The organism is Agrococcus versicolor (assembly GCF_039531815.1).
Classification (GTDB): domain Bacteria; phylum Actinomycetota; class Actinomycetes; order Actinomycetales; family Microbacteriaceae; genus Agrococcus; species Agrococcus versicolor.
Genome location: NZ_BAAAQT010000005.1, coordinates 251,644 through 269,344 on the forward strand (window position 1 = coordinate 251,644; position 17,701 = coordinate 269,344).

The following is a 17,701-nucleotide window of genomic DNA, read 5'->3' on the forward strand; positions in this document are numbered from 1 at the left end:
CCGCACGGTCGCGGCGGCTCACGGCCGCAGCGCGACCTCGACCTCGCGGGCGAGCAGCGGCGCGTAGGCGGTCGACAGCATCCACGTCAGATGGTTGCCGTCGGCGGTGACGGGCATGCCGTCGATCGTCACGGGGCACAGGCCGCGCTCGATCGAGCACCACCATCCGCTCTGGTCGACGACGGTGATCGACGGCTCGAACGCCGCGGCGGCCGAGAAGGCGTGCGCCCTCGCCGCCATGTGGTCGAGGCGCGCGACGGTGCACCGCTGCGCGACCGACTCGGTCGACGCGGGCAGCGCGCACGACGCGTACGCGGAGTTCGGGGGAGCGCCGTCGAGCCACAGCACGGGCAGCCCGGCGTCGACGAGGGGCGCGAGACGCTCCACGGTGCCCTCAGCCATGCGTGCGAGCGCCTCCGACGGCTCGATCGCCTCGACGCCGTCGTCGGTGGCGTCGTCGAGGTTCTGCAGCCCGTTCGCCAGCACGACGAGGTCGATCGGGCCGTCGAGGACGCGCTGGGTCGCCCAGTCGGCATGCGCCTGGCACGTGGCCCAGTGGTCCTCGCCGCCGCGGGACGACACGGTCGAGAAGGCGCACATGCCGCGCGTGAGCACCTCGACGCGCGCGTCGGGCAGCGCCGCGCGCAGCCCCGGCAGGTAGGAGATCGCATGGGAGTCGCCGACGACGGCGACGTGCAGGCTCGCGTCCTCCGGGCCGTACGTGCAGCGGTCGGCGCGCTCCCGATCGACGTCGAGGCAGTCGTCGACGACCCACTCGGGCGCCTGCGCGTCGGCGCCGAGCCACTCGGTGCCCGGGTACTCGCCCTCCGCGATCGTCGCCTCGATGCGCGCCTGCGCATCCTGCACGCTCGCGACGCCCGCGACGGCCGGTGCGGGCGACGCGAGGCTGCCGCCGGTGGCGACGAGCACGACGGCGGCCATCGCGACGAGCGGCGTCGAGACGCGCGACGGCCGCCACCGGCCGAGGCGGTCGATGCGCGCGATGAGCCGCGTCGACGCCCACGACGCGACGCCCGCGGCGACGATGAGCAGGATGCCGTCGAGGAGCGGCTGCGTCGAGGCGCGCTCGGGCGCGAGGAGGCGGTAGCCGACGAGGATGGGCCAGCACCACAGGTACAGGCCCCACGAGAGGCCGCCGAGCGCGACGAGCGGTCGCCACGACAGCAGGCGACCGGCCAGCCCGCCCGGTGCCGTGCCCGCGAGCAGGATGGCGAGGGCACCTGCGACGGGCACGAGCGTGATGGCGCCGGGCTGGTCGCCGAGGTGCGAGAGGCGCCCGGCGAGGAGGACGAGCAGGAGGCCGAGGAGCCCGAGCGCCGTGCGCGCGCGCGACGTGAGGCGTGCACGGGAGGCGCCGAGGCCGACGAGGGCACCGACGCCGAACTCCCAGAGCCTCGCGACGCTGTCGAAGTAGGCGGCGCTGGGCTCGGCGAGCACGTGCAGCTGCGCCCACCAGAACGACAGGAGCGACGCCACGGACAGCACGGCGACGACGGCGGCGCCCGTCGGCCGTCCCATGCGCCGCGCGACGAGGGTCGTGGCGAGCACGAGCGCGACGAGCGCGACGACGACCTGGACGTGCACGGAGGTCGCCCAGAAGTGCTGGAGCGGCGAGGGGGTCGTCCCCGTCGCGAGGTAGTCGGTCGCACGGTCGACGAGCAGCCAGTTCTGCCACCACGTCGCCGACGCCAGCACCTCGAGCGCGATGGTGCCGCGCGAGAAGGTCGGCCACAGCGTGAGGACGCCGAGGCCGACGACGGCGAGCACGAGGCCCGCCATGGGCAGCTGGCGTGCGATGGCCCTGCCGATCGCCCTCCACGCGGCGGGCACGCCGCGGTCGTCGATCGCCTGCACGATCCCGGGGATGACCAGGAAGCCCGTGATGACGAAGAACACGTCGACGCCGCCCGAGATGCGGCCGGGCCACACGTGGTACGCCGCGACGAGGAGGCACGCGATCGCACGGAGCCCCTGCACGTCCGCACGACGGCGGGTGGGCGGTCGCACTGCTGGCATCGCGTCGTTCCCAGGGATCCGGAAGGGGGCGCGTTCGCCCACCGAATGCTACGGCACCGAGCACCGCTCACCGTGAGGGCCCGCTGGTACGATCTGGGGCACAGGTGGAGGAGCGGCGATGACCCTGCTGGACGAGCGCGAGGCGCACGAGGCCCCGCGCGGCGGCATGTCGCCGCAGGAGCGCAAGGCTCGCCGTGCGCGCATCCAGCGATGGATCTTCCCGCTGCTCGCGCTCGCCGTCATCGCGGGCGTCGTCGTCACGACGGTGCTCCTCATGGGCAGCGGCATCACCGACGACCGCGGCCCGACGCCCGACGAGGTGTCGTCGAGCAACACGACGCAGATGACCGACGCGGGCCTCGCCTACGTCGCGCAGCGCCAGTCGGCCTCCTTCAACCTGTCGACCCTGCCGCTCACGGCCGCCGACGTCGGCATGGCCGACGACGAGACGCGCGTGGCGACGAGCTCGATCGGCCTCATCACGACCACGCTCTACGTCGGCGCGGGCGGTGGCATCGACGGCGAGGGCTACCTGCGCACGCTCATGCGGCAGATCGCCGTCACGACCGAGGGCGGCGTCGTCACGCGCATCGACGCCGAGCTCGACACCTTCGGCTGGGCCGAGTTCCCGACGATCGTGCGCGCGCTCGAGGCGGGCACCACCCAGTTCGGGTGGACCTTCTCGGACGAGATGCGCGCGCAGCTCGAGGACGAGGTCGGCGCGGCCGTGCGCGAGGGCGAGTCGAGCAGCATGACGATCGCGCCCGGCACGGCGATGGGCATCCCCGTCGGCGCCGAGGTGGCGTGCGACGGCGAGGGGATCTGCAGCCTCACCTACGGCTTCCAGCCGGTCGAGGCGGCGCCGGCGTCATGATCGCCGTCGAGGACCGCCAGGCGCCTGCGCCCGCGATCCTCACCGCGCCGGAGCGGCTCGCGCGTCGGCGGAGGATCGTGCGGTGGACGTCGATCGCCGTCGGACTCTCCATCATCGCCGCGACGCCGATCGTGACGAGCATCCTCGCGAGCCATGCGCTGCAGGAGGCGACGGCGCTGCCGTCGCTCGAGGAGGTGTCCAGGCTCGGCCAGACGCAGATGAGCGACGCGGGCATCGCCTACGCCTCGCTGCACCAGGAGGCGGCGTTCAACCTCCTGCACCTGCCGCAGCCGGCCGAGGCGCTCGGCATGGACGAGGACGCGACCGCGACGATCGAGCCCACCGCCGGTGGCATCCAGACGACGATCGTCGCGCCGTCCGGCGGCCTGGAGTCGTGGGCGTCGCGCATCGAGGCGACGACCGAGCGCGGCGACTGGGTGCGCCTCGAGATCACCGAGGACGCCCTGGGCTTCGGCGACTTCACGCGGCTCATGCAGCGCGTCGACGTGCTCGCCGAGCTGCTCGACTGGCAGTGGTCCGATCGGCTCGCCGACCAGGCGACCGACGCCGTCGCCGCAGGCGTGCGCGACGGCGTGCCCATCGAGGTCGCGATCGCGGGCGGCGACGGCCTCGGCGTGTCGACGCACGGCAGCATCGCGTGCTCGTCGACGGGTGCGTGCACCCTCACGACGGTGCTCGACGTCGGCTGATCGCGACCCGCGAGCCCGCGTGCCGATTCGCGCGGCGCCTCGGCGTCGGCTATGCTCGATCACTGGCCCGAGGGCCATTGGGGTATGGTGTAATTGGCAACACGGCGGTTTCTGGTTCCGTTGTTCTTGGTTCGAGTCCAGGTACCCCAGCAAGCAAGGCGTCGCCCGTGAGGGTGGCGCCTTTCTCGTGTCCGGGGCGGGGCTACGCTCATCCCATGATCGTCGTCGCCGCCATCCTCGCCGCGCTCGCGGCGCTCGTGCACGTCTACATCTTCGTGCTGGAGACGCTGCGGTGGGAGGCGCCTGCGACGCGCCGCGTGTTCGGCACGACGGCGGAGACCGCAGCGATCACCCGGTCGCTCGCGGCGAACCAGGGCGTCTACAACCTGCTGCTCGCGATCGTCACGGCGGTGGGCGTCGTGCTCGTGCTCGTCGCCGACCCGACGTCGGGGGAGCGTGCGGCGGGCGACGCGCTGCTCGTCGCGGGCCTCGGCTCGATGACGGTCGCGGCCGCGTACCTCATCGCCACGGATCGCTCGAAGGCGCGCGCCGCGACGGTGCAGGGCATCTTCCCCGTGCTCGGGCTCGTGGCGCTCGCGATCGCGACGCTCGCCGGCTGACGCGGTCCGCGAGCGACCGTGCCGATCGATCACCGGATCCGCTGGTCGAGCGACGCCTGGCGCGTCGACATGCACGCGTGGATCCGCGAGGCGCTCGCCGCCCGCGGCGAGCGCGTGACGAGCATCGCCGAGCATCGCGTGCGGATCTGGTCGGCGGTGCTGCGCATCGAGACGGATGCGGGCGTCCGCTGGGCGAAGGAGGATCATCCCGCCGCCGCGAGCGAGATGGCCGCCACGCGCATCGCCCACCGCGTCGCCCCCGACCTGGTGCTCGCACCGCTCGCGATCGACGTCGCGAGCGCTCGGCTGCTGACGGCGGACGCGCAGGTGCTGCACGAGGACGGCAAGGCGCCCCTCGACACGCGCGTCGCCCTCGCCGAGGCGGCCGGGGCGCTGCAGCTCGCGCTCGCGCCGCACGCCGAGGAGCTCGTCGCCGCGGGCGTGCCCGACCTGCGCCCGCATCGCCTCGTCGACCACGTGCGCCAGCGGGTCGCCCAGGCCGGTGCGCTGCCGGCCGCGCACCCGATGCACCTGCACGACGACGCCCGTGCCGACGTGCTCGCCCTCCTGCCTCGCCTGCGTCGACTCCTCGACGTGCTCGACGAGACCGCGCTGCCGTCCACGCTCGAGCACGGCGACCTGCATCTCGGCAACGCCTTCCTCGTCGACGGCCGCATCCGCATCGGCGACCTCGGCGACGCGGTCGTCGCGCATCCCCTCGGCACCCTCCGCGTGCTGCTCGGCACCGCACGCGCGCATGGCGTGGACGTCGCCGATCGTGCGCGGATCCGTGCCGGCCTGCTCGATGCGTGGTCGTCGCACGCCGACCGGCCGGCCCTCGAGGACGCGGCCGACGCGGCGATCGCGCTCTCGGGCGTGCAGCGCTGGGAGGCATGGTGGCGCCTGGCATGCGACGCGCCCATCGACGCGATCGACGCGTACCGGCCGTACGTGCAGCCGCTGCTGCGCACCCTCGGCGACGCCGAGGCGGCGATCGCCGCGCCCTGACCGGCTCGGACGGCTGTCCACAGGCTGACAGTCGACGCACAGCATCCGATCCCGGGCGGGGCATACGCTCACGTCCGTGACCGACACGCAGAGCTACGACCGCATCACCGTCCGCCAGAAGCTGAGCCTCACGGTGAACCGCTTCGAGATCCGCGCCGGCGGCAAGGACGGCCCCATCCTCGGCGTCGCCCAGCAGAAGCGCCTCGCGCTCAAGGAGCAGGTGACGTTCTTCGCCGACGAGGCGCGCACGCAGCCGGTCTTCTCCTTCAAGGCACGCCAAGCCATCGACCTCGGCGCGACGTACGACATCCTCGACCCGCAGGGACAGCAGCTCGGCTGGTTCCAGAAGGACTTCGGCAAGAGCCTCCTGCGCTCGACGTTCAACGTTGGCGTGCCGTCGCAGGGCCTCGAGGGATCCGGGCACGAGCGCAACCAGGTGCTCGCGATCCTGCGCCGCTTCTCCGACATCGGCTGGCCCATCCACTTCGACTTCACGGCGAAGGACGGCACGCCGATCCTCTCCATCGAGCGCGCGTGGGCCGTGCGCGACAACTACGACGTCACGATGCCGGCCGCGCCGAACGGCGCGCGCCTCGACTGGCGCGTCGCAGCATCGCTCGCCGTCGCCGTCGACGTGCTGATGCAGCGCTGACCGACGCCGCTGCAGCCAGGTCCTCGGACCCTGGGCGCACGCGTCCCGGGTCTGCGAGGATCGACGCATGAAGGTGCTGGTGCCGTCGTCCGTCCGCCTCGACCTGCCCGGTCACGACGTCGTGGTCTTCGACGCGGCCGAGCCCATCCCGGCCGAGCATCGCGACGCCGAGGTGCTCGTCGAGTGGGTCATGCCCGCTGACCGGCTCGCCGAGGCGGCGCGCGACCTCACGGGCCTGCGGCTCGTGCAGACGCTCTCCGCCGGACCCGACGCGATCGCGCGCGCGGGATTCGGCGAGGGCGTGGCGCTCGCCTCCGGCCGCTCGCTGCACGATGCGACCGTCGCCGAGCACACCCTCGCGATGCTGCTCGCGCTCGTGCGCGACCTCCCGCGCCTCGCCGAGGCGCAGGCCGCCGGCACGTGGGACGACGCCTACCGCCGCGACCAGCACGCGCCCGAGACGGAGGGCCTCTACACGCTCGAGGGCGCGCACGTCGCGATCTGGGGCTTCGGCTCCATCGCGCAGCGCCTCGCCCCGCTGCTCGAGGCGCTCGGCGCCCGCGTCACCGGCATCGCGCGATCGACCGGCGAGCGCCACGGCCACCAGGTGGTCGCCGCCGACCTCCTGCCCGAGCTGCTGCCGCGCGTCGACGTGCTCATCTCGATCCTGCCCGCCACCGATGCGACCGATCGCGTCGTCGACGCGGGGGTGCTCGCGGCGCTGCCGGACCACGCCCTCTTCGTGAACGTCGGCCGCGGCACCGTGGTCGACGAGGATGCGCTGCGCGAGGCGCTCGAGCGGGGCACGCTGCGCGCCGCGGCGATCGACGTCACCCGCGTCGAGCCCCTGCCGGCCGGCGACCGGCTGTGGTCGGCACCGCACCTCATCATCACGCCCCACGTCGCCGGTGGCCGGCCGCGCGGTGCGGCTGCGCTCGTGCAGCAGAACCTCGACGCGCTCGCCGCCGGCGAGCCGGTGCGCAACCGCGTCGAGCGCTGATCCGTCAGTACGCGCCGGAGGCGTCGTCGGTCGGCAGGAGTCGTCCGACCGCGGCACGCGCGCTCGAGGCGAGCAGCGTGACGTCGGCGGCCACGACGACGAACGACGCGCCCGCCGCGAGGTAGTGGTCGGCATCCGCCGGCGCGAACGCGTTGACGCCCACGGGCGTGCCCGCCGCGAGGCCCGCCTCGATGACCGAGACGACCGCCGCGCGCACCTCGTCGGCGCTCGGGAAGCCAAGCGACCCGGCGAGGTCGGCGAGACCGACGAAGATCGCGTCGACGCCCTCGACGGCGGCGATCGCCGCGGCGTTCGCGACGCCCTCGGCGGTCTCGACCTGCACGGTCAGCGCCACGAGCTCGTGGGCGCGCGCGACGTAGTCGGGCACGGCCGTCCATCGCGAGGCGCGGGCGAGGGCGGATCCGATGCCCCGGATGCCGCGCGGCGGGTACCGCATGGCCTGCACGGCCGCGACCGCCTCCTCCTGCGTCGACACCATCGGCACGACGAGGCTCTGCGCGCCCGCGTCGAGCATCTGCTTGATGACGACCGCGTCGTTCCAGGGCACGCGCACGATGGCCGTCGCGTCGTACGCCTCGATCGCCTGCAGCATCGGCACGAGCCCGTCGACGCCGACGGGCGTGTGCTCGCCGTCGACGAGCACGAGATCGGCGCCCGAGCCGGCCATGATCTCCGCCACCAGCGGGCTCGCCGAGGCCGCCCACACGCCCACGAGCGGGCGGTCGGCGCTCGCGAGGCGATCGGCGAACGTCGGCTTCAGTCGAATCGGCACGTCACGGCTCCCAGCTCCCGGTAGTCGCACGAGATCTCGTCGCCGCGCTCGACCCACATGGGCTTCGTGAACGATCCTGCCAGCACGATCTCGCCGGCCTCGAGCCGATCGCCGTGCGCGCCGAGCTTGCCGGCGAGCCAGGCGACGCCGCGCGCCGGATGCCCGAGCACGGCCCCCGAGACGCCGGAGTCCTCGATCTCGCCGTTGCGCGACAGCATCGCGCCGATCCACCGCAGGTCGACGTCGGCCGGGCGCACGCGCGTCTCGCCGAGCACCATGGCGCCGAGCGCCGCGTTGTCGCTGATCGTGTCGACGATCGTGCGGCCCTCGAGGCGGATGTGCGAGTCGAGCACCTCGAGCGCCGGCACGACCCACTCGGTCGCCGCGAGCACGTCGTCCTCCGTCGCACCCGCGCCCAGCGGGGCGCCGAGCACGAACGCGAGCTCGACCTCGACACGCACGTTCGCGTAGCGGCCATGCTCGAGCGTCGAGCCCGACGCGAAGACCTGGTCGTCGAAGATGACGCCGTAGTCGGGCTCGGTGATGCCGGTCGCGACCTGCATGACCCTGCTCGTCAGACCGATCTTCCTGCCGACGATGCGATGCCCGTCCGCCTCGCGCCGCGACCGCCAGATGCGCTGCACGGCGTACGAGTCGTCGACGGTCATCGCCGGATGCCGCGCGCTCGGCCGCTCGACGATGCCGCGCGTGCGCGTGGCCTCGGCGAGCTCGTCGGCGAGCGCCTCGACGGTCGCGTCGTCGAGCCCGCGCTGCGATGCGGACGCCATCAGAGCTGGCTGCCGAGCTTGAACCCGACCTCCGAGCCCTGCTCCTCCTCGCCGTCGCCGGGGGAGCGGGTGTACGAGAACCCGTCGGCGCCGACCGTCACGGCCATCTCGCTCGAGTCCGTGCGGGCGACGACGGGCTGCGGCTCGCCGTCGAGGTCGAGCACGAGGCTCGCCTCGGTGTACCAGCTCGGCACGACGGCGTTGCCCCACCAGTCGCGGCGCTGGTTGTCGTGGACGTCCCACGTGACCGTCGGGTTGTCGGGGTCGCCCGTGTAGTAGTCCTGCGTGTAGATCTCGACGCGGTGCCCGTCGGGATCGAGGATGTAGAGGTAGAACGCGTTGGAGACGCCGTGCCGGCCGGGGCCGCGCTCGATGCGGTCCGAGATGCGCAGGGCGCCCATCTTGTCGCAGATCTGGATGATGTTGTGCTTCTCGTGCGTCGAGAACGCGATGTGGTGCAGGCGCGGGCCGTCGCCGCCGGTGAGCGCCGTGTCGTGCACGGTCTGCTTGCGGTGCATCCATGCGGCGTACGTGACGCCGTCGGAGTCCTGGATGTCCTCCGAGACGCGGAAGCCCAGGTGCTCGAGGTACGTGCGGCCGCGGGGCACGTCGGGCGTGACCTGGTTGAAGTGGTCGAGGCGCACGAGCTCGCCCGCCGAGTACAGGTCGTAGCGCTGCGTGAGGCGCTCGACGTGCTCGACCTCGTGGAAGAACTCGTACGGGAAGCCCAGCGGGTCCTCGACGCGCACCGCGTCGCCGATGCCGTCGACGAAGCCGCCGCTGCGGCGCTCGACGCGGCAGCCGAGCTCGCGGTACCAGGCCTCTGCCCGGTCGACGTCCTCCGGCGTGCGCACCCGGTACGCGAAGGCGGCGGCCGCGGCGACCGGTCCCTTGCGCAGCACGAGGTTGTGGTGGATGAACTCCTCGAACGACCGCAGGTAGATCGCCTCGTCGTCCTCCTTCGTCACGTGCAGGCCGAGCAGGTCGACGTAGAACGCGCGGCTCGCGGCGAGGTCGGTGACGACGAGCTCGAGGTACGCGCAGCGCACGATGTCGGGCGCGGGCACGGACGGGCGGGGGATGGGCGTGATGGTGCGGATGTCGGTCATGGGTGTGCTCCTCGTCGAGCTCAGTGGGCGCCGAAGCGGGCGGTGTGGACGTCGCCGAGCGTGATGTGCACGGCCTGCTGGTCGGAGTAGAAGTCGAGGCTGCGGTACCCGCCCTCGTGGCCGAGGCCCGAGGCCTTCACGCCGCCGAACGGGCTGCGCAGGTCGCGCACGTTGTGGCTGTTGAGCCACACCATCCCCGCCTCGATCGACTGGGAGAACGTGTGCGCCCGCGTGAGGTCGTTCGTCCACACGTAGGCGGCGAGGCCGTAGCGGGTGTCGTTCGCGAGCGCGAGCGCCTCCTCGTCGGAGTCGAACGGCGTGATCGCGACGACCGGTCCGAAGATCTCCTCCTGGAAGATGCGCGCGGTCGGCGGCACGTCGACGAACACCGTCGGCGCGACGTAGTTGCCCGTGTCGAGCCCCTCGGGGCGGCCGCCGCCGGCGACGAGCCTGCCTTCGCCCTTGCCGATCTCGACGTACGACATGACCTTGTCGTAGTGCTCGGGGTGCACGAGCGCGCCGACCTCGGTCGCCGGGTCGGAGGGGTCGCCCACGACGATGCGGCTCGCCCGCTCGGCGTAGCGCTCGACGAACTCGTCGTAGATGCCGCGCTCGACGAGGATGCGCGAGCCGGCGGTGCAGCGCTCGCCGTTCAGCGAGAAGACGCCGAAGAGCGTCGAGTCGATCGCCGCGTCGAGGTCGGCGTCGGCGAAGACGACCGCAGGGCTCTTGCCGCCGAGCTCCATCGACATCGCCTTGAGGTGCTCGGCGCAGTTGCGGAAGATGAGCTTGCCGGTGGACGACTCGCCCGTGAACGAGATGAGCGGCACGTCCGGGTGCTTGACGAGCGCGTCGCCCGCCTCCTCGCCGATGCCGTTGACGAGGTTGAAGACGCCCTCGGGCAGCCCCGCCTCGGCGAAGATGCCCGCCCACAGCGACGCGGACAGCGGCGTGAACTCGGCGGGCTTCAGCACGACGGTGCAGCCGGAGGCGAGCGCGGGGCCCAGCTTCCACGACTCGAGCATGAAGGGCGTGTTCCACGGCGTGATGAGGCCGGCGACGCCCTTGGGCTTGCGGTTGACGTAGTTGATCTGCGTGCCGGGCACCTTGTAGGCGTCGTCGCGCTGGGCGACGATCAGGTCGGCGAAGAAGCGGAAGTTCTCGGCGGCGCGCTGCGCCTGGCCCTTCGCCTGCGTGATGGGGAGGCCGGAGTCGAAGGACTCGAGGGCGCTCAGCTCGTCGTCGCGCGAGGCGACGACGTCGGCGACGCGCATGAGGATGCGGGCGCGCTCGCGGGCCTTCATCCGGGGCCACGGGCCCTCCTCGAACGCGAGCGTCGCGGCGGCGACCGCGGCGTCCACGTCGGCCTGCTGGCCGGCGGCGGCCGTCGCGTACGGCTGGTTCGACACGGGGTCGATGACCTCGAAGGTCTCGCCGCCGATCGAGTCGACGTCCTTGCCGCCGATGTGGTGCCGGAGGTGGGTGGGCAGGTTCGCGGGGCGCGTGGTCATGGCTCCTCTTCCGAAGGCGGGTCAGTGGGACTCGGTCGCGTGGGCGTCGTCGCCCGCGCGATCGAGGTAGGCGTGGAGGCTCGCGAGCCGGTGGTCGCGCACGGCGAGCTCGACGTCGTGCGCGGGAGCGCCGGCCTCGAGCAGGCGGAGGATGCGCTCGTGCTCCTCGACGGAGTCGTGGGCGCGGCCGGGCACGAAGCCGAACGTCGACTGCCGGAGCCTCGCGAGCCGTCGCCAGCCGTCGTCGACGAGCCCCTTGAGCTGCTCGTTGGGGCACGGGTCGGTGAGCGTGCGGTGGAACGCCTCGTTGAGTCGGGTGAGGCGCACGGGGTCGAAGGCGGCGAGGCTCTCGCGCATCTGCTCGTTGAGGCGTCGCGCCTCGGCGACGTCGGCCTCCGTGAGCGAGGGCACGGCGAGGCCGATCGCGGCACCCTCGACCATCGCGAGGGTCTCGGTCGTCTCGTGCAGGTCGTCGGGGTCGATCTCGGTGACGCGCGCGCCGACGTTGCGCTCGAACGTCACGACGCCCTCGGCCTCGAGGCGCCGCAGCGCCTCCCGCACGGGCACGACCGACATGTCGAGGTCGCGGGCGATCGCGTCGAGCACGAGGCGGTAGCCGGGGCCGTAGACGCCGCGCTCGATGCGCTCGTGGAGGTGGTCGTAGGCGCGCTGCGACTTGCTCGTCGTCGCCGTCACGCCCGCTCCTGCCGCTCGGCGTCGAAGCGCGCCCGCCACGTCGCATCCATGGGGAAGAGCCCGTCGACCGGATGCCCCTCCTCGACCATGCGCGCGATGAACGCCTCCTCGGCCTCCTGCACCTCGGCCTCGTCGACGAGCTCGCGCACGATGCCGGGCGGGATGACGACGATGCCGTCGTCGTCGCCGACGATGACGTCGCCGGGCTGCACGGTCGTGCCGCCGCACGCGATGGTCTCGTCGACGCCCCACGGCACGTGCCAGCGGCCCAGCACGCTCGGGTGCGCGCCGGAGTGGTAGGTGGGGATGCCGATCTCGGTGACGGCGGCGAGGTCGCGCACGCCGCCGTCGGTGACGATGCCGGCGGCGCCGAGCGTGCGGGCGCGCAGGGCGATGATGTCGCCGAGGGTGCCCGAGCGGGTCTCGCCGCGCGCATCCATCACGAGCACCTCGCCCGCGTGGAGGCCGTCGACCGCGCGCTTCTGCGCGTTGTAGCCGCCGCCGTGCGTGCGGAAGAGATCCTCGCGGTTGGGCACGTAGCGCAGCGTGCGCGCGAGCCCGGTCATGCGCGTGCCGGGCTGCGAGGGGTGCAGGCCGTCGATCGTCGCGTTCGCGATGCCGCGCTTGCGCAGCAGCGACGAGAGGGTGGCGGTCGCGACGCGCTCGATGCGTGCGACGAGCGCGTCGTCGAGCACGGGGGCCGCGGGGTCCTGGAAGTCGGCGACGGGCCTGCCGGAGGCGTCGGCCCACTGCTCGGGCGTCGGCCTCGGCTGGGCGCTGAAGGCCGGCAGCGCCTCGGTGCCCTGCACGGCGCCCGTGACGAGGCGACCGGTCGAGCGGCCGTTCGACGACACCTCGACCTCGATCGTCTGGCCGGGCGCGAACGTCGAGGCGCCGGCGGGGGTGCCCGTGAGGATGACGTCGCCGGGCTCGAGCGTCATGAGCTGCGACAGGTCGGAGACGATCTGCGCGAGCGGGAAGAGCAGCGTCGAGGTGTCGTCGGCCTGCACGAGCTCGCCGTCGCGCCAGACGCGGATCTCGATGGCCGTCGGGTCGAGCTCGGCGGCGGGCAGGAGGGCGGGGCCGACGGGCGTGAAGCCGTCGCCGCCCTTCGAGCGCACGTTGGCGCCCTTGTCGGCCCAGCGCAGGTCGAAGACGCCGAGGTCGTTCGCGGCCGTGACCCACGCGACGGCGGCCCATGCCTCCTCGGGGGAGACGCGGCGCACCTCGCGGCCGACGACGAGCGCGATCTCGCCCTCGAAGCCCAGGATCTCGCAGCCGGCGGGCAGCTCGACGTCGCCGCCGAGCGACAGCGAGGTCGCGGGCTTGAGGAAGTAGCCGGGCGCCTCGGGCGTGCGATCCTTCTGCGCGGCGCGTGCGGCGTAGCCGATGTGCATCGCCACGACCTTGCCGGGTCGACCGCCCAGCAGGTCCCATGCGGCGCGGGCGGCCCCGGCGCTCGTCGTCGAGTGCGTCATGTCCGTCATCGTATACGATCTCGATGCGATTGCAACCTCGTCGACCTCCCGCGGCGATCCGGTCGTCAGGACGACGCGAGCCGGCGCAGCTCGCGCGGCGAGACGCCGAAGGCCGTCTTGCACACGCGGCTGAAGTGCGCGGCGTCGGTGAAGCCCCAGCGGTGCGCGATCTCGAGCACCGACGTCGCCTGCTGCGAGGCATCGAGCAGGTCCGTGCGGCACCGCTCGAGCCTGCGCTCGCGCACCCACGCCGTCACGGTCGTGCCCTCCTCGCTGAAGAGGTACTGCACCGTGCGCGACGACAGGAAGCAGGCGCTCGCGACCTGCGTCGTCGTGAGGCCCGCATCGCCCAGGTGCTCCTCGATGAACGCGACGCAGCGCTCGAAGTCGCGGCGCGTGCCCGCGACCTGCCGATCGAGCTCGGCGCTGATGAGCGCCGTGACGAGGTCGAGGGCGCTGCGCAGGATGCGCACGCCCGTCGCACCGCGCAGCTCGTCGAGGTTCGCCGCCATGTGCCGCATGAACGGGCAGATGACGGTGCCGATGCCCTCGTCGCCCGGGAGTCGCACGGCCGTCATGCGATGGATGTGCTGCGCCGAGAGGCCGAGCATGCGGTGCGGGAACATCATCACGAGCGACCGCGTGCCCTCGACGAACTCGAGCGTGTAGGGCCGCGACGTGTCGTAGATGGCGACGTCGCCGGGCAGCAGCACCGCCTGCCTGCCGTCCTGCGCGACGATGCCCGTGCCCTCGAGCTGCAGCGTGAGCTTGAGGTGGTGCGGATCGTCGGGGCTGATGCGCGCCGCCTCGCGCTCGACCCGGTGGGGATCGGCGACGATCTCGGTGACGCACGAGTCGCCGACGTGGAGCGCGCGCAGCGTGCCGTGGAAGGCGCCGGCGGGCGAGGAGATGTCTAGCGGCACGAAGCGGTTGCTCACGAGCTGCCGCCACTGCTCGAACGTGCTGGCCTCGCCGAGCTCGAGGGTGCCGGAGCCGGAGGGCTCGCGGCGCAGGCTCGTGGTGGGCATCGTCGCCGACCTCCCGTCGCTGCCGTCGGTCGTCGTCGAGCCGGCGGTGCGGCGAGCGTAGCAGCGCCCTCGCGCACGCCGGGAGGTGCTGCGCAGGAGGCTGCGCCGAGCGCTCGCTCGCATGCGCCGACGGTCAAGACGGACCGAGGCATCCGTGGCGAGGATGGACGAGCGGCCCGACGTGGTGCCGCATCAGGAGGAGGACCCGTGCTCTACGACGACCTGTACGACGTCGGCATCGCGCAGCGCCGCCACATGTTCGGCCCCGAGGGTGCCGAGGGGCAGACCGATGCGACGACCGACCTCGACGACAAGCTGCAGGAGGTCGTCACGCGCGTGTGCTTCGGCGACATCTGGCAGCGCGAGGGGCTGCCGATCGTCGACCGATCGAAGATCACGGTCGCGATGCTCGTGGCGCTCGGGCGAGCCCACGAGATCCGCGTCCACCTGCGCGGTGCCCTCGCGAACGGCGTCTCACCGGTCGAGCTGCGCGAGATCGTGCTCCACGCCTTCCTGTACGCGGGCATCCCCTCGGCGGTCGAGGGCATGCGCGCGCTCAAGGAGGTGCTCGCCGAGCGCGACGTCGACCTCGACGTCGACGGCGGCGTCGCGGCCGCCACGCGGATGGCACGCGCATGACCGTCGTGGGGTTCATCGGGCTCGGCGTCATGGGCGACCCGATGTCGAGCAACGTCGCGAAGGCCGGCTTCGACCTGCGGCTGCACGACGCCGATCCCGCGGTGGCGAGCGCGCTCGCCGAGCGCATCGGCGCGACGGTCGTCGACCGCGACGGTCTCGCGGCGTGCGACGTCGTCGTGTGCATGCTGCCGACGAGCGCCATCGTGCGCTCGGTGCTGGTGGACGCCGACGGCTCGACCACGCCGCTGCGGCCCGGCGCCGTCGTCGTCGACATGTCGTCCTCGGACCCGAGCGAGACCGTCGAGACCGGCCGAGCGCTCGCGGCGCTCGGCGTCGCCCTCGTCGACGCCCCGGTCTCCGGCGCCCGCGAGCGCGCCGTCGCCGGCACCCTCGCGATCATGATGGGCGGCGACGACGACGCCGCGATCGCCGCGGCCGTGCCCGTCGTCGAGTCGATGAGCTCGACGATCACCCGCACGGGACCGCTCGGCACCGGTCACGCCATGAAGGCGCTCAACAACTTCGTGGCCGCCGCCGCCTACGCCGCGTCGTCGGAGGCGCTCGTCGCGGGGGAGCGCTTCGGACTCGACCGCCGCACGATGCTCGACATCCTCAACGTCTCGACCGGCATGAGCTGGGTCACGCAGCACGTGACGGGACCGCAGATCCTCGACGGCGGGTTCGCGTCGGGCTTCGCGCTGCCGCTCATGACGAAGGACGTGCGCATCGCTCAGCAGGTGCAGCGTGCCGTCGGCCACGAGTCGCCCGTGTGCGACGCGGTCGCCGGCGCGCTCGGCGACGCCCTCGACGCGCTCGGCGCCGTCGACCACACCCGCGCGTACGAGTTCTGGGACCGGCGATGACCGACTCGACCCTCGATCGCGTCGTGCGGCCGGTCGACCGCGGCGTGCGCACGATCGCGGGCGTGCTCGCCGTGCTCGCAGCACTCGCGATCGTCGTGCTCATGCTCGCGATCTGCGCCGACGTCGTCGTGCGCACCGCCACGGGAGCGAGCCTGCCCGGCATGGTCGAGCTCGCCGAGTCGTCGCTCGTCGTCGCCGTGTACCTCGCCATCGCATGGGGGCTCGTGCGCGGCGAGCACGTCGTGGTGACGCTGCTCACCGACCGGCTCGGCCATCGCGCGAGCCACGTGCTCGCGATCGTCGCGGGCATCGTCGTGGTCGTGCTGCTCGCATGGGCCACCGTCGCGACGTTCGAGCGCGCCGCCGAGGCGACCCGTGTCGGCGAGGAGCGATTCGGCCTCGTGCGCTGGCCGCTGTGGCCGCTGCGCTGGGCGATCGTCGTCGGCTTCGCCGTCACGCTCGTCGTCGCGCTCGTGCAGCTCGTCGACGCCGTGCGCGGACGCCTGCCGCACCGCGAGGAGGTGCAGCGTGACGCCTGACGCCGCAGTCGCGACCGCCGTCGTGGTCGTCGTGCTCATCGCGGCGCTCGCGATCCGCATCCCCGTCGCGTTCGCGCTCGGCGGTGCGGGGCTCGTCGGCCTCGTGATGCTGCGCGACGCCGAGTATGCGACGAGCGTCCTGGGCGCCGCCCCGTTCACCACGACGGCGAGCTTCTCGCTCACCATCGTGCCGATGTTCATCCTCATGGGCATGTTCGCCGTGCGCGCCCGCATCGCCGAGCACGTGTTCGCCATCGCGAACCGCGTCGTGCGCCGCCTGCCCGGCGGCCTCGGCGTCGCGACCGTCATGGCGTGCGCGGGCTTCTCGGCGGTCTCGGGATCGAGCATCGGCACCGCCGCGACCATGGCGAGGCTCTCGGTGGGGGAGATGCGCAAGGCCGGCTACCCGGCCTCGCTCGCGACGGCGCTCGTCGCCGTCGCCGGGACGCTCGGCGTCATGATCCCGCCGTCGACGTTCCTCGTGCTCTACGCGATCATGGCGAGCCAGTCCGTGGCGCAGATGCTGGCAGCGGGCATCGTCCCCGGGCTGATGTCCGCCGCGGCCTACATGGCGTACATCATGCTGATCGGCTCGCGGCAGGTGCGCACGCCGGAGACGCTCGAGGACGCCGTCGCGGATGCCGCGACCGGTGCGGCGCGGCCGAGCCTGCCGTGGCGGGGCCTCGTGCGCGTCGTCATCCTCTTCGCGATCGTCATCGGCGGCATGTACTCCGGCATCTTCACCTCGACGGAGTCGGCCGCCATCGGGGCGGTCGCAGCGCTCGCGATGCTCGTGCTCGAGCGCCGACGGGATGGCGGGCGTGCGATCCTCGTGCACCTGCGCGGCGCGCTGACCGACGCGGGCTCCACGACCGCGATGGTGTTCCTCATCATCGTCGGCTCGGCGATCCTCTCGGCGTTCTTCGTCGTCGCGCGCGTGCCCGACGCCATCACCGACGCCGTCACGGCGCTCTCGCTGCCGCCGATGGTGACGATGGCGCTGCTGCTCGTGTGCCTCATCCCGCTCGGGATGGTGCTCGAGTCGCTGTCGATCCTCGTCATCACCGTGCCGATCCTGCTGCCGATCGCCGAGGCCTTCGGCTTCGACGCGATCTGGCTCGGCGTGCTCATCGTCAAGCTCATCGAGATCGGCATGGTGACCCCGCCCGTCGGCATCAACTGCTTCGTCGTCGCGGGCACGACCGGCGAGCGGCCGGAGACGGTCTTCAAGGGCGTCGCGCCGCTCTTCGGCGTCGACCTCGTCGTGACGACCGTGCTGTTCCTCGCGCCTGCCCTCGTGCTGTGGCTGCCATCCCTCGTGCGCCAATGACCCATCCGCCCACCCTCACCCACCCG

The 17,701-nt window shown here is 72.9% G+C and carries 18 protein-coding genes and 1 tRNA gene; 11 read left to right on the forward strand and 8 right to left on the reverse strand.

What is annotated here, in order from left to right:
* Positions 1–18: 18 nt before the first annotated feature.
* Positions 19–2,037 (reverse strand): acyltransferase family protein, encoded by a 2,019-nt coding sequence (locus ABD249_RS03960; RefSeq protein WP_344340558.1) that lies wholly within the window; start codon positions 2,035–2,037, stop codon positions 19–21.
* 118 nt (positions 2,038–2,155) lie between these two features.
* Here ABD249_RS03960 and ABD249_RS03965 point away from each other — a divergent pair, with 118 nt between their 5' ends.
* The 7 genes from ABD249_RS03965 to ABD249_RS03995 all read left to right on the forward strand — a co-directional run bounded on the left by ABD249_RS03965 (position 2,156) and on the right by ABD249_RS03995 (position 6,901).
* Positions 2,156–2,911, forward strand: coding sequence for a hypothetical protein (locus ABD249_RS03965; protein ID WP_344340561.1), 756 nt, complete (start codon positions 2,156–2,158; stop codon positions 2,909–2,911).
* Complete coding sequence (locus ABD249_RS03970; protein WP_344340562.1) at positions 2,908–3,621, forward strand: hypothetical protein; 714 nt, start codon at positions 2,908–2,910, stop codon at positions 3,619–3,621. Before ABD249_RS03965 ends, ABD249_RS03970 begins: the two co-directional genes overlap by 4 nt.
* A gap of 78 nt (positions 3,622–3,699) precedes the next feature.
* A tRNA-Gln gene (locus tag ABD249_RS03975) sits at positions 3,700–3,771 on the forward strand.
* A 65-nt stretch (positions 3,772–3,836) separates the two neighbouring features.
* Positions 3,837–4,241 carry a DUF1304 domain-containing protein gene (locus ABD249_RS03980; protein WP_344340564.1) on the forward strand — a complete coding sequence of 135 codons (405 nt, stop codon included), beginning with the start codon at positions 3,837–3,839 and terminating at the stop codon, positions 4,239–4,241.
* An 18-nt stretch (positions 4,242–4,259) separates the two neighbouring features.
* The gene (locus ABD249_RS03985; protein WP_344340567.1) at positions 4,260–5,249 is read left to right on the forward strand and encodes a hypothetical protein; all 990 of its coding nucleotides are present in this window, start codon (positions 4,260–4,262) and stop codon (positions 5,247–5,249) included.
* 76 nt (positions 5,250–5,325) lie between these two features.
* Positions 5,326–5,901, forward strand: a complete 576-nt coding sequence (locus ABD249_RS03990) for an LURP-one-related family protein (protein WP_344340568.1) — start codon at positions 5,326–5,328, stop codon at positions 5,899–5,901.
* A gap of 67 nt (positions 5,902–5,968) precedes the next feature.
* Positions 5,969–6,901, forward strand: a complete 933-nt coding sequence (locus tag ABD249_RS03995) for an NAD(P)-dependent oxidoreductase (protein WP_344340570.1) — start codon at positions 5,969–5,971, stop codon at positions 6,899–6,901.
* Between the two features lie 4 nt (positions 6,902–6,905).
* Here the strand turns inward: ABD249_RS03995 and ABD249_RS04000 are convergent, their stop codons facing one another.
* The 7 genes from ABD249_RS04000 to ABD249_RS04030 form a co-directional block, all read right to left on the reverse strand.
* On the reverse strand, positions 6,906–7,694 hold the full coding sequence (locus ABD249_RS04000) for an HpcH/HpaI aldolase family protein (protein ID WP_344340571.1): 789 nt from the start codon (positions 7,692–7,694) through the stop codon (positions 6,906–6,908).
* Positions 7,679–8,482: a 2-keto-4-pentenoate hydratase gene (locus ABD249_RS04005; RefSeq protein ID WP_344340574.1), complete on the reverse strand. Its 804-nt coding sequence runs from the start codon at positions 8,480–8,482 to the stop codon at positions 7,679–7,681. The genes ABD249_RS04000 and ABD249_RS04005 overlap by 16 nt, the downstream gene beginning before the upstream one ends.
* Positions 8,482–9,591 (reverse strand): 3,4-dihydroxyphenylacetate 2,3-dioxygenase, encoded by a 1,110-nt coding sequence (gene hpaD, locus ABD249_RS04010; protein ID WP_344340576.1) that lies wholly within the window; start codon positions 9,589–9,591, stop codon positions 8,482–8,484. The genes ABD249_RS04005 and hpaD overlap by 1 nt, the downstream gene beginning before the upstream one ends.
* Before the next feature lie 20 nt (positions 9,592–9,611).
* On the reverse strand, positions 9,612–11,102 hold the full coding sequence (gene hpaE / locus ABD249_RS04015; RefSeq protein ID WP_344340579.1) for a 5-carboxymethyl-2-hydroxymuconate semialdehyde dehydrogenase: 1,491 nt from the start codon (positions 11,100–11,102) through the stop codon (positions 9,612–9,614).
* A 21-nt stretch (positions 11,103–11,123) separates the two neighbouring features.
* Positions 11,124–11,798 carry a GntR family transcriptional regulator gene (locus ABD249_RS04020; protein WP_344340581.1) on the reverse strand — a complete coding sequence of 225 codons (675 nt, stop codon included), beginning with the start codon at positions 11,796–11,798 and terminating at the stop codon, positions 11,124–11,126.
* Complete coding sequence (locus ABD249_RS04025; RefSeq protein WP_344340583.1) at positions 11,795–13,276, reverse strand: fumarylacetoacetate hydrolase family protein; 1,482 nt, start codon at positions 13,274–13,276, stop codon at positions 11,795–11,797. Before ABD249_RS04025 ends, ABD249_RS04020 begins: the two co-directional genes overlap by 4 nt.
* Positions 13,277–13,341: 65 nt before the next feature.
* Entirely contained in the window at positions 13,342–14,304 is a 963-nt protein-coding gene (locus tag ABD249_RS04030; RefSeq protein ID WP_344340586.1) for an AraC-like ligand-binding domain-containing protein, read from the reverse strand.
* 207 nt (positions 14,305–14,511) lie between these two features.
* On the opposite strand from ABD249_RS04030, the gene ABD249_RS04035 reads away from it, so the two are divergent.
* From ABD249_RS04035 to ABD249_RS04050, 4 genes are read left to right on the forward strand one after another with little or no spacing between them, the layout of a single operon-like run.
* The gene (locus ABD249_RS04035; RefSeq protein ID WP_344340588.1) at positions 14,512–14,943 is read left to right on the forward strand and encodes a carboxymuconolactone decarboxylase family protein; all 432 of its coding nucleotides are present in this window, start codon (positions 14,512–14,514) and stop codon (positions 14,941–14,943) included.
* Entirely contained in the window at positions 14,940–15,806 is an 867-nt protein-coding gene (locus ABD249_RS04040) for an NAD(P)-dependent oxidoreductase (RefSeq protein ID WP_344340590.1), read from the forward strand. Before ABD249_RS04035 ends, ABD249_RS04040 begins: the two co-directional genes overlap by 4 nt.
* Positions 15,803–16,345, forward strand: a complete 543-nt coding sequence (locus ABD249_RS04045) for a TRAP transporter small permease (protein WP_344340593.1) — start codon at positions 15,803–15,805, stop codon at positions 16,343–16,345. The genes ABD249_RS04040 and ABD249_RS04045 overlap by 4 nt, the downstream gene beginning before the upstream one ends.
* Positions 16,335–17,675 carry a TRAP transporter large permease gene (locus ABD249_RS04050; protein ID WP_344340594.1) on the forward strand — a complete coding sequence of 447 codons (1,341 nt, stop codon included), beginning with the start codon at positions 16,335–16,337 and terminating at the stop codon, positions 17,673–17,675. The genes ABD249_RS04045 and ABD249_RS04050 overlap by 11 nt, the downstream gene beginning before the upstream one ends.
* Positions 17,676–17,701: the final 26 nt, after the last annotated feature.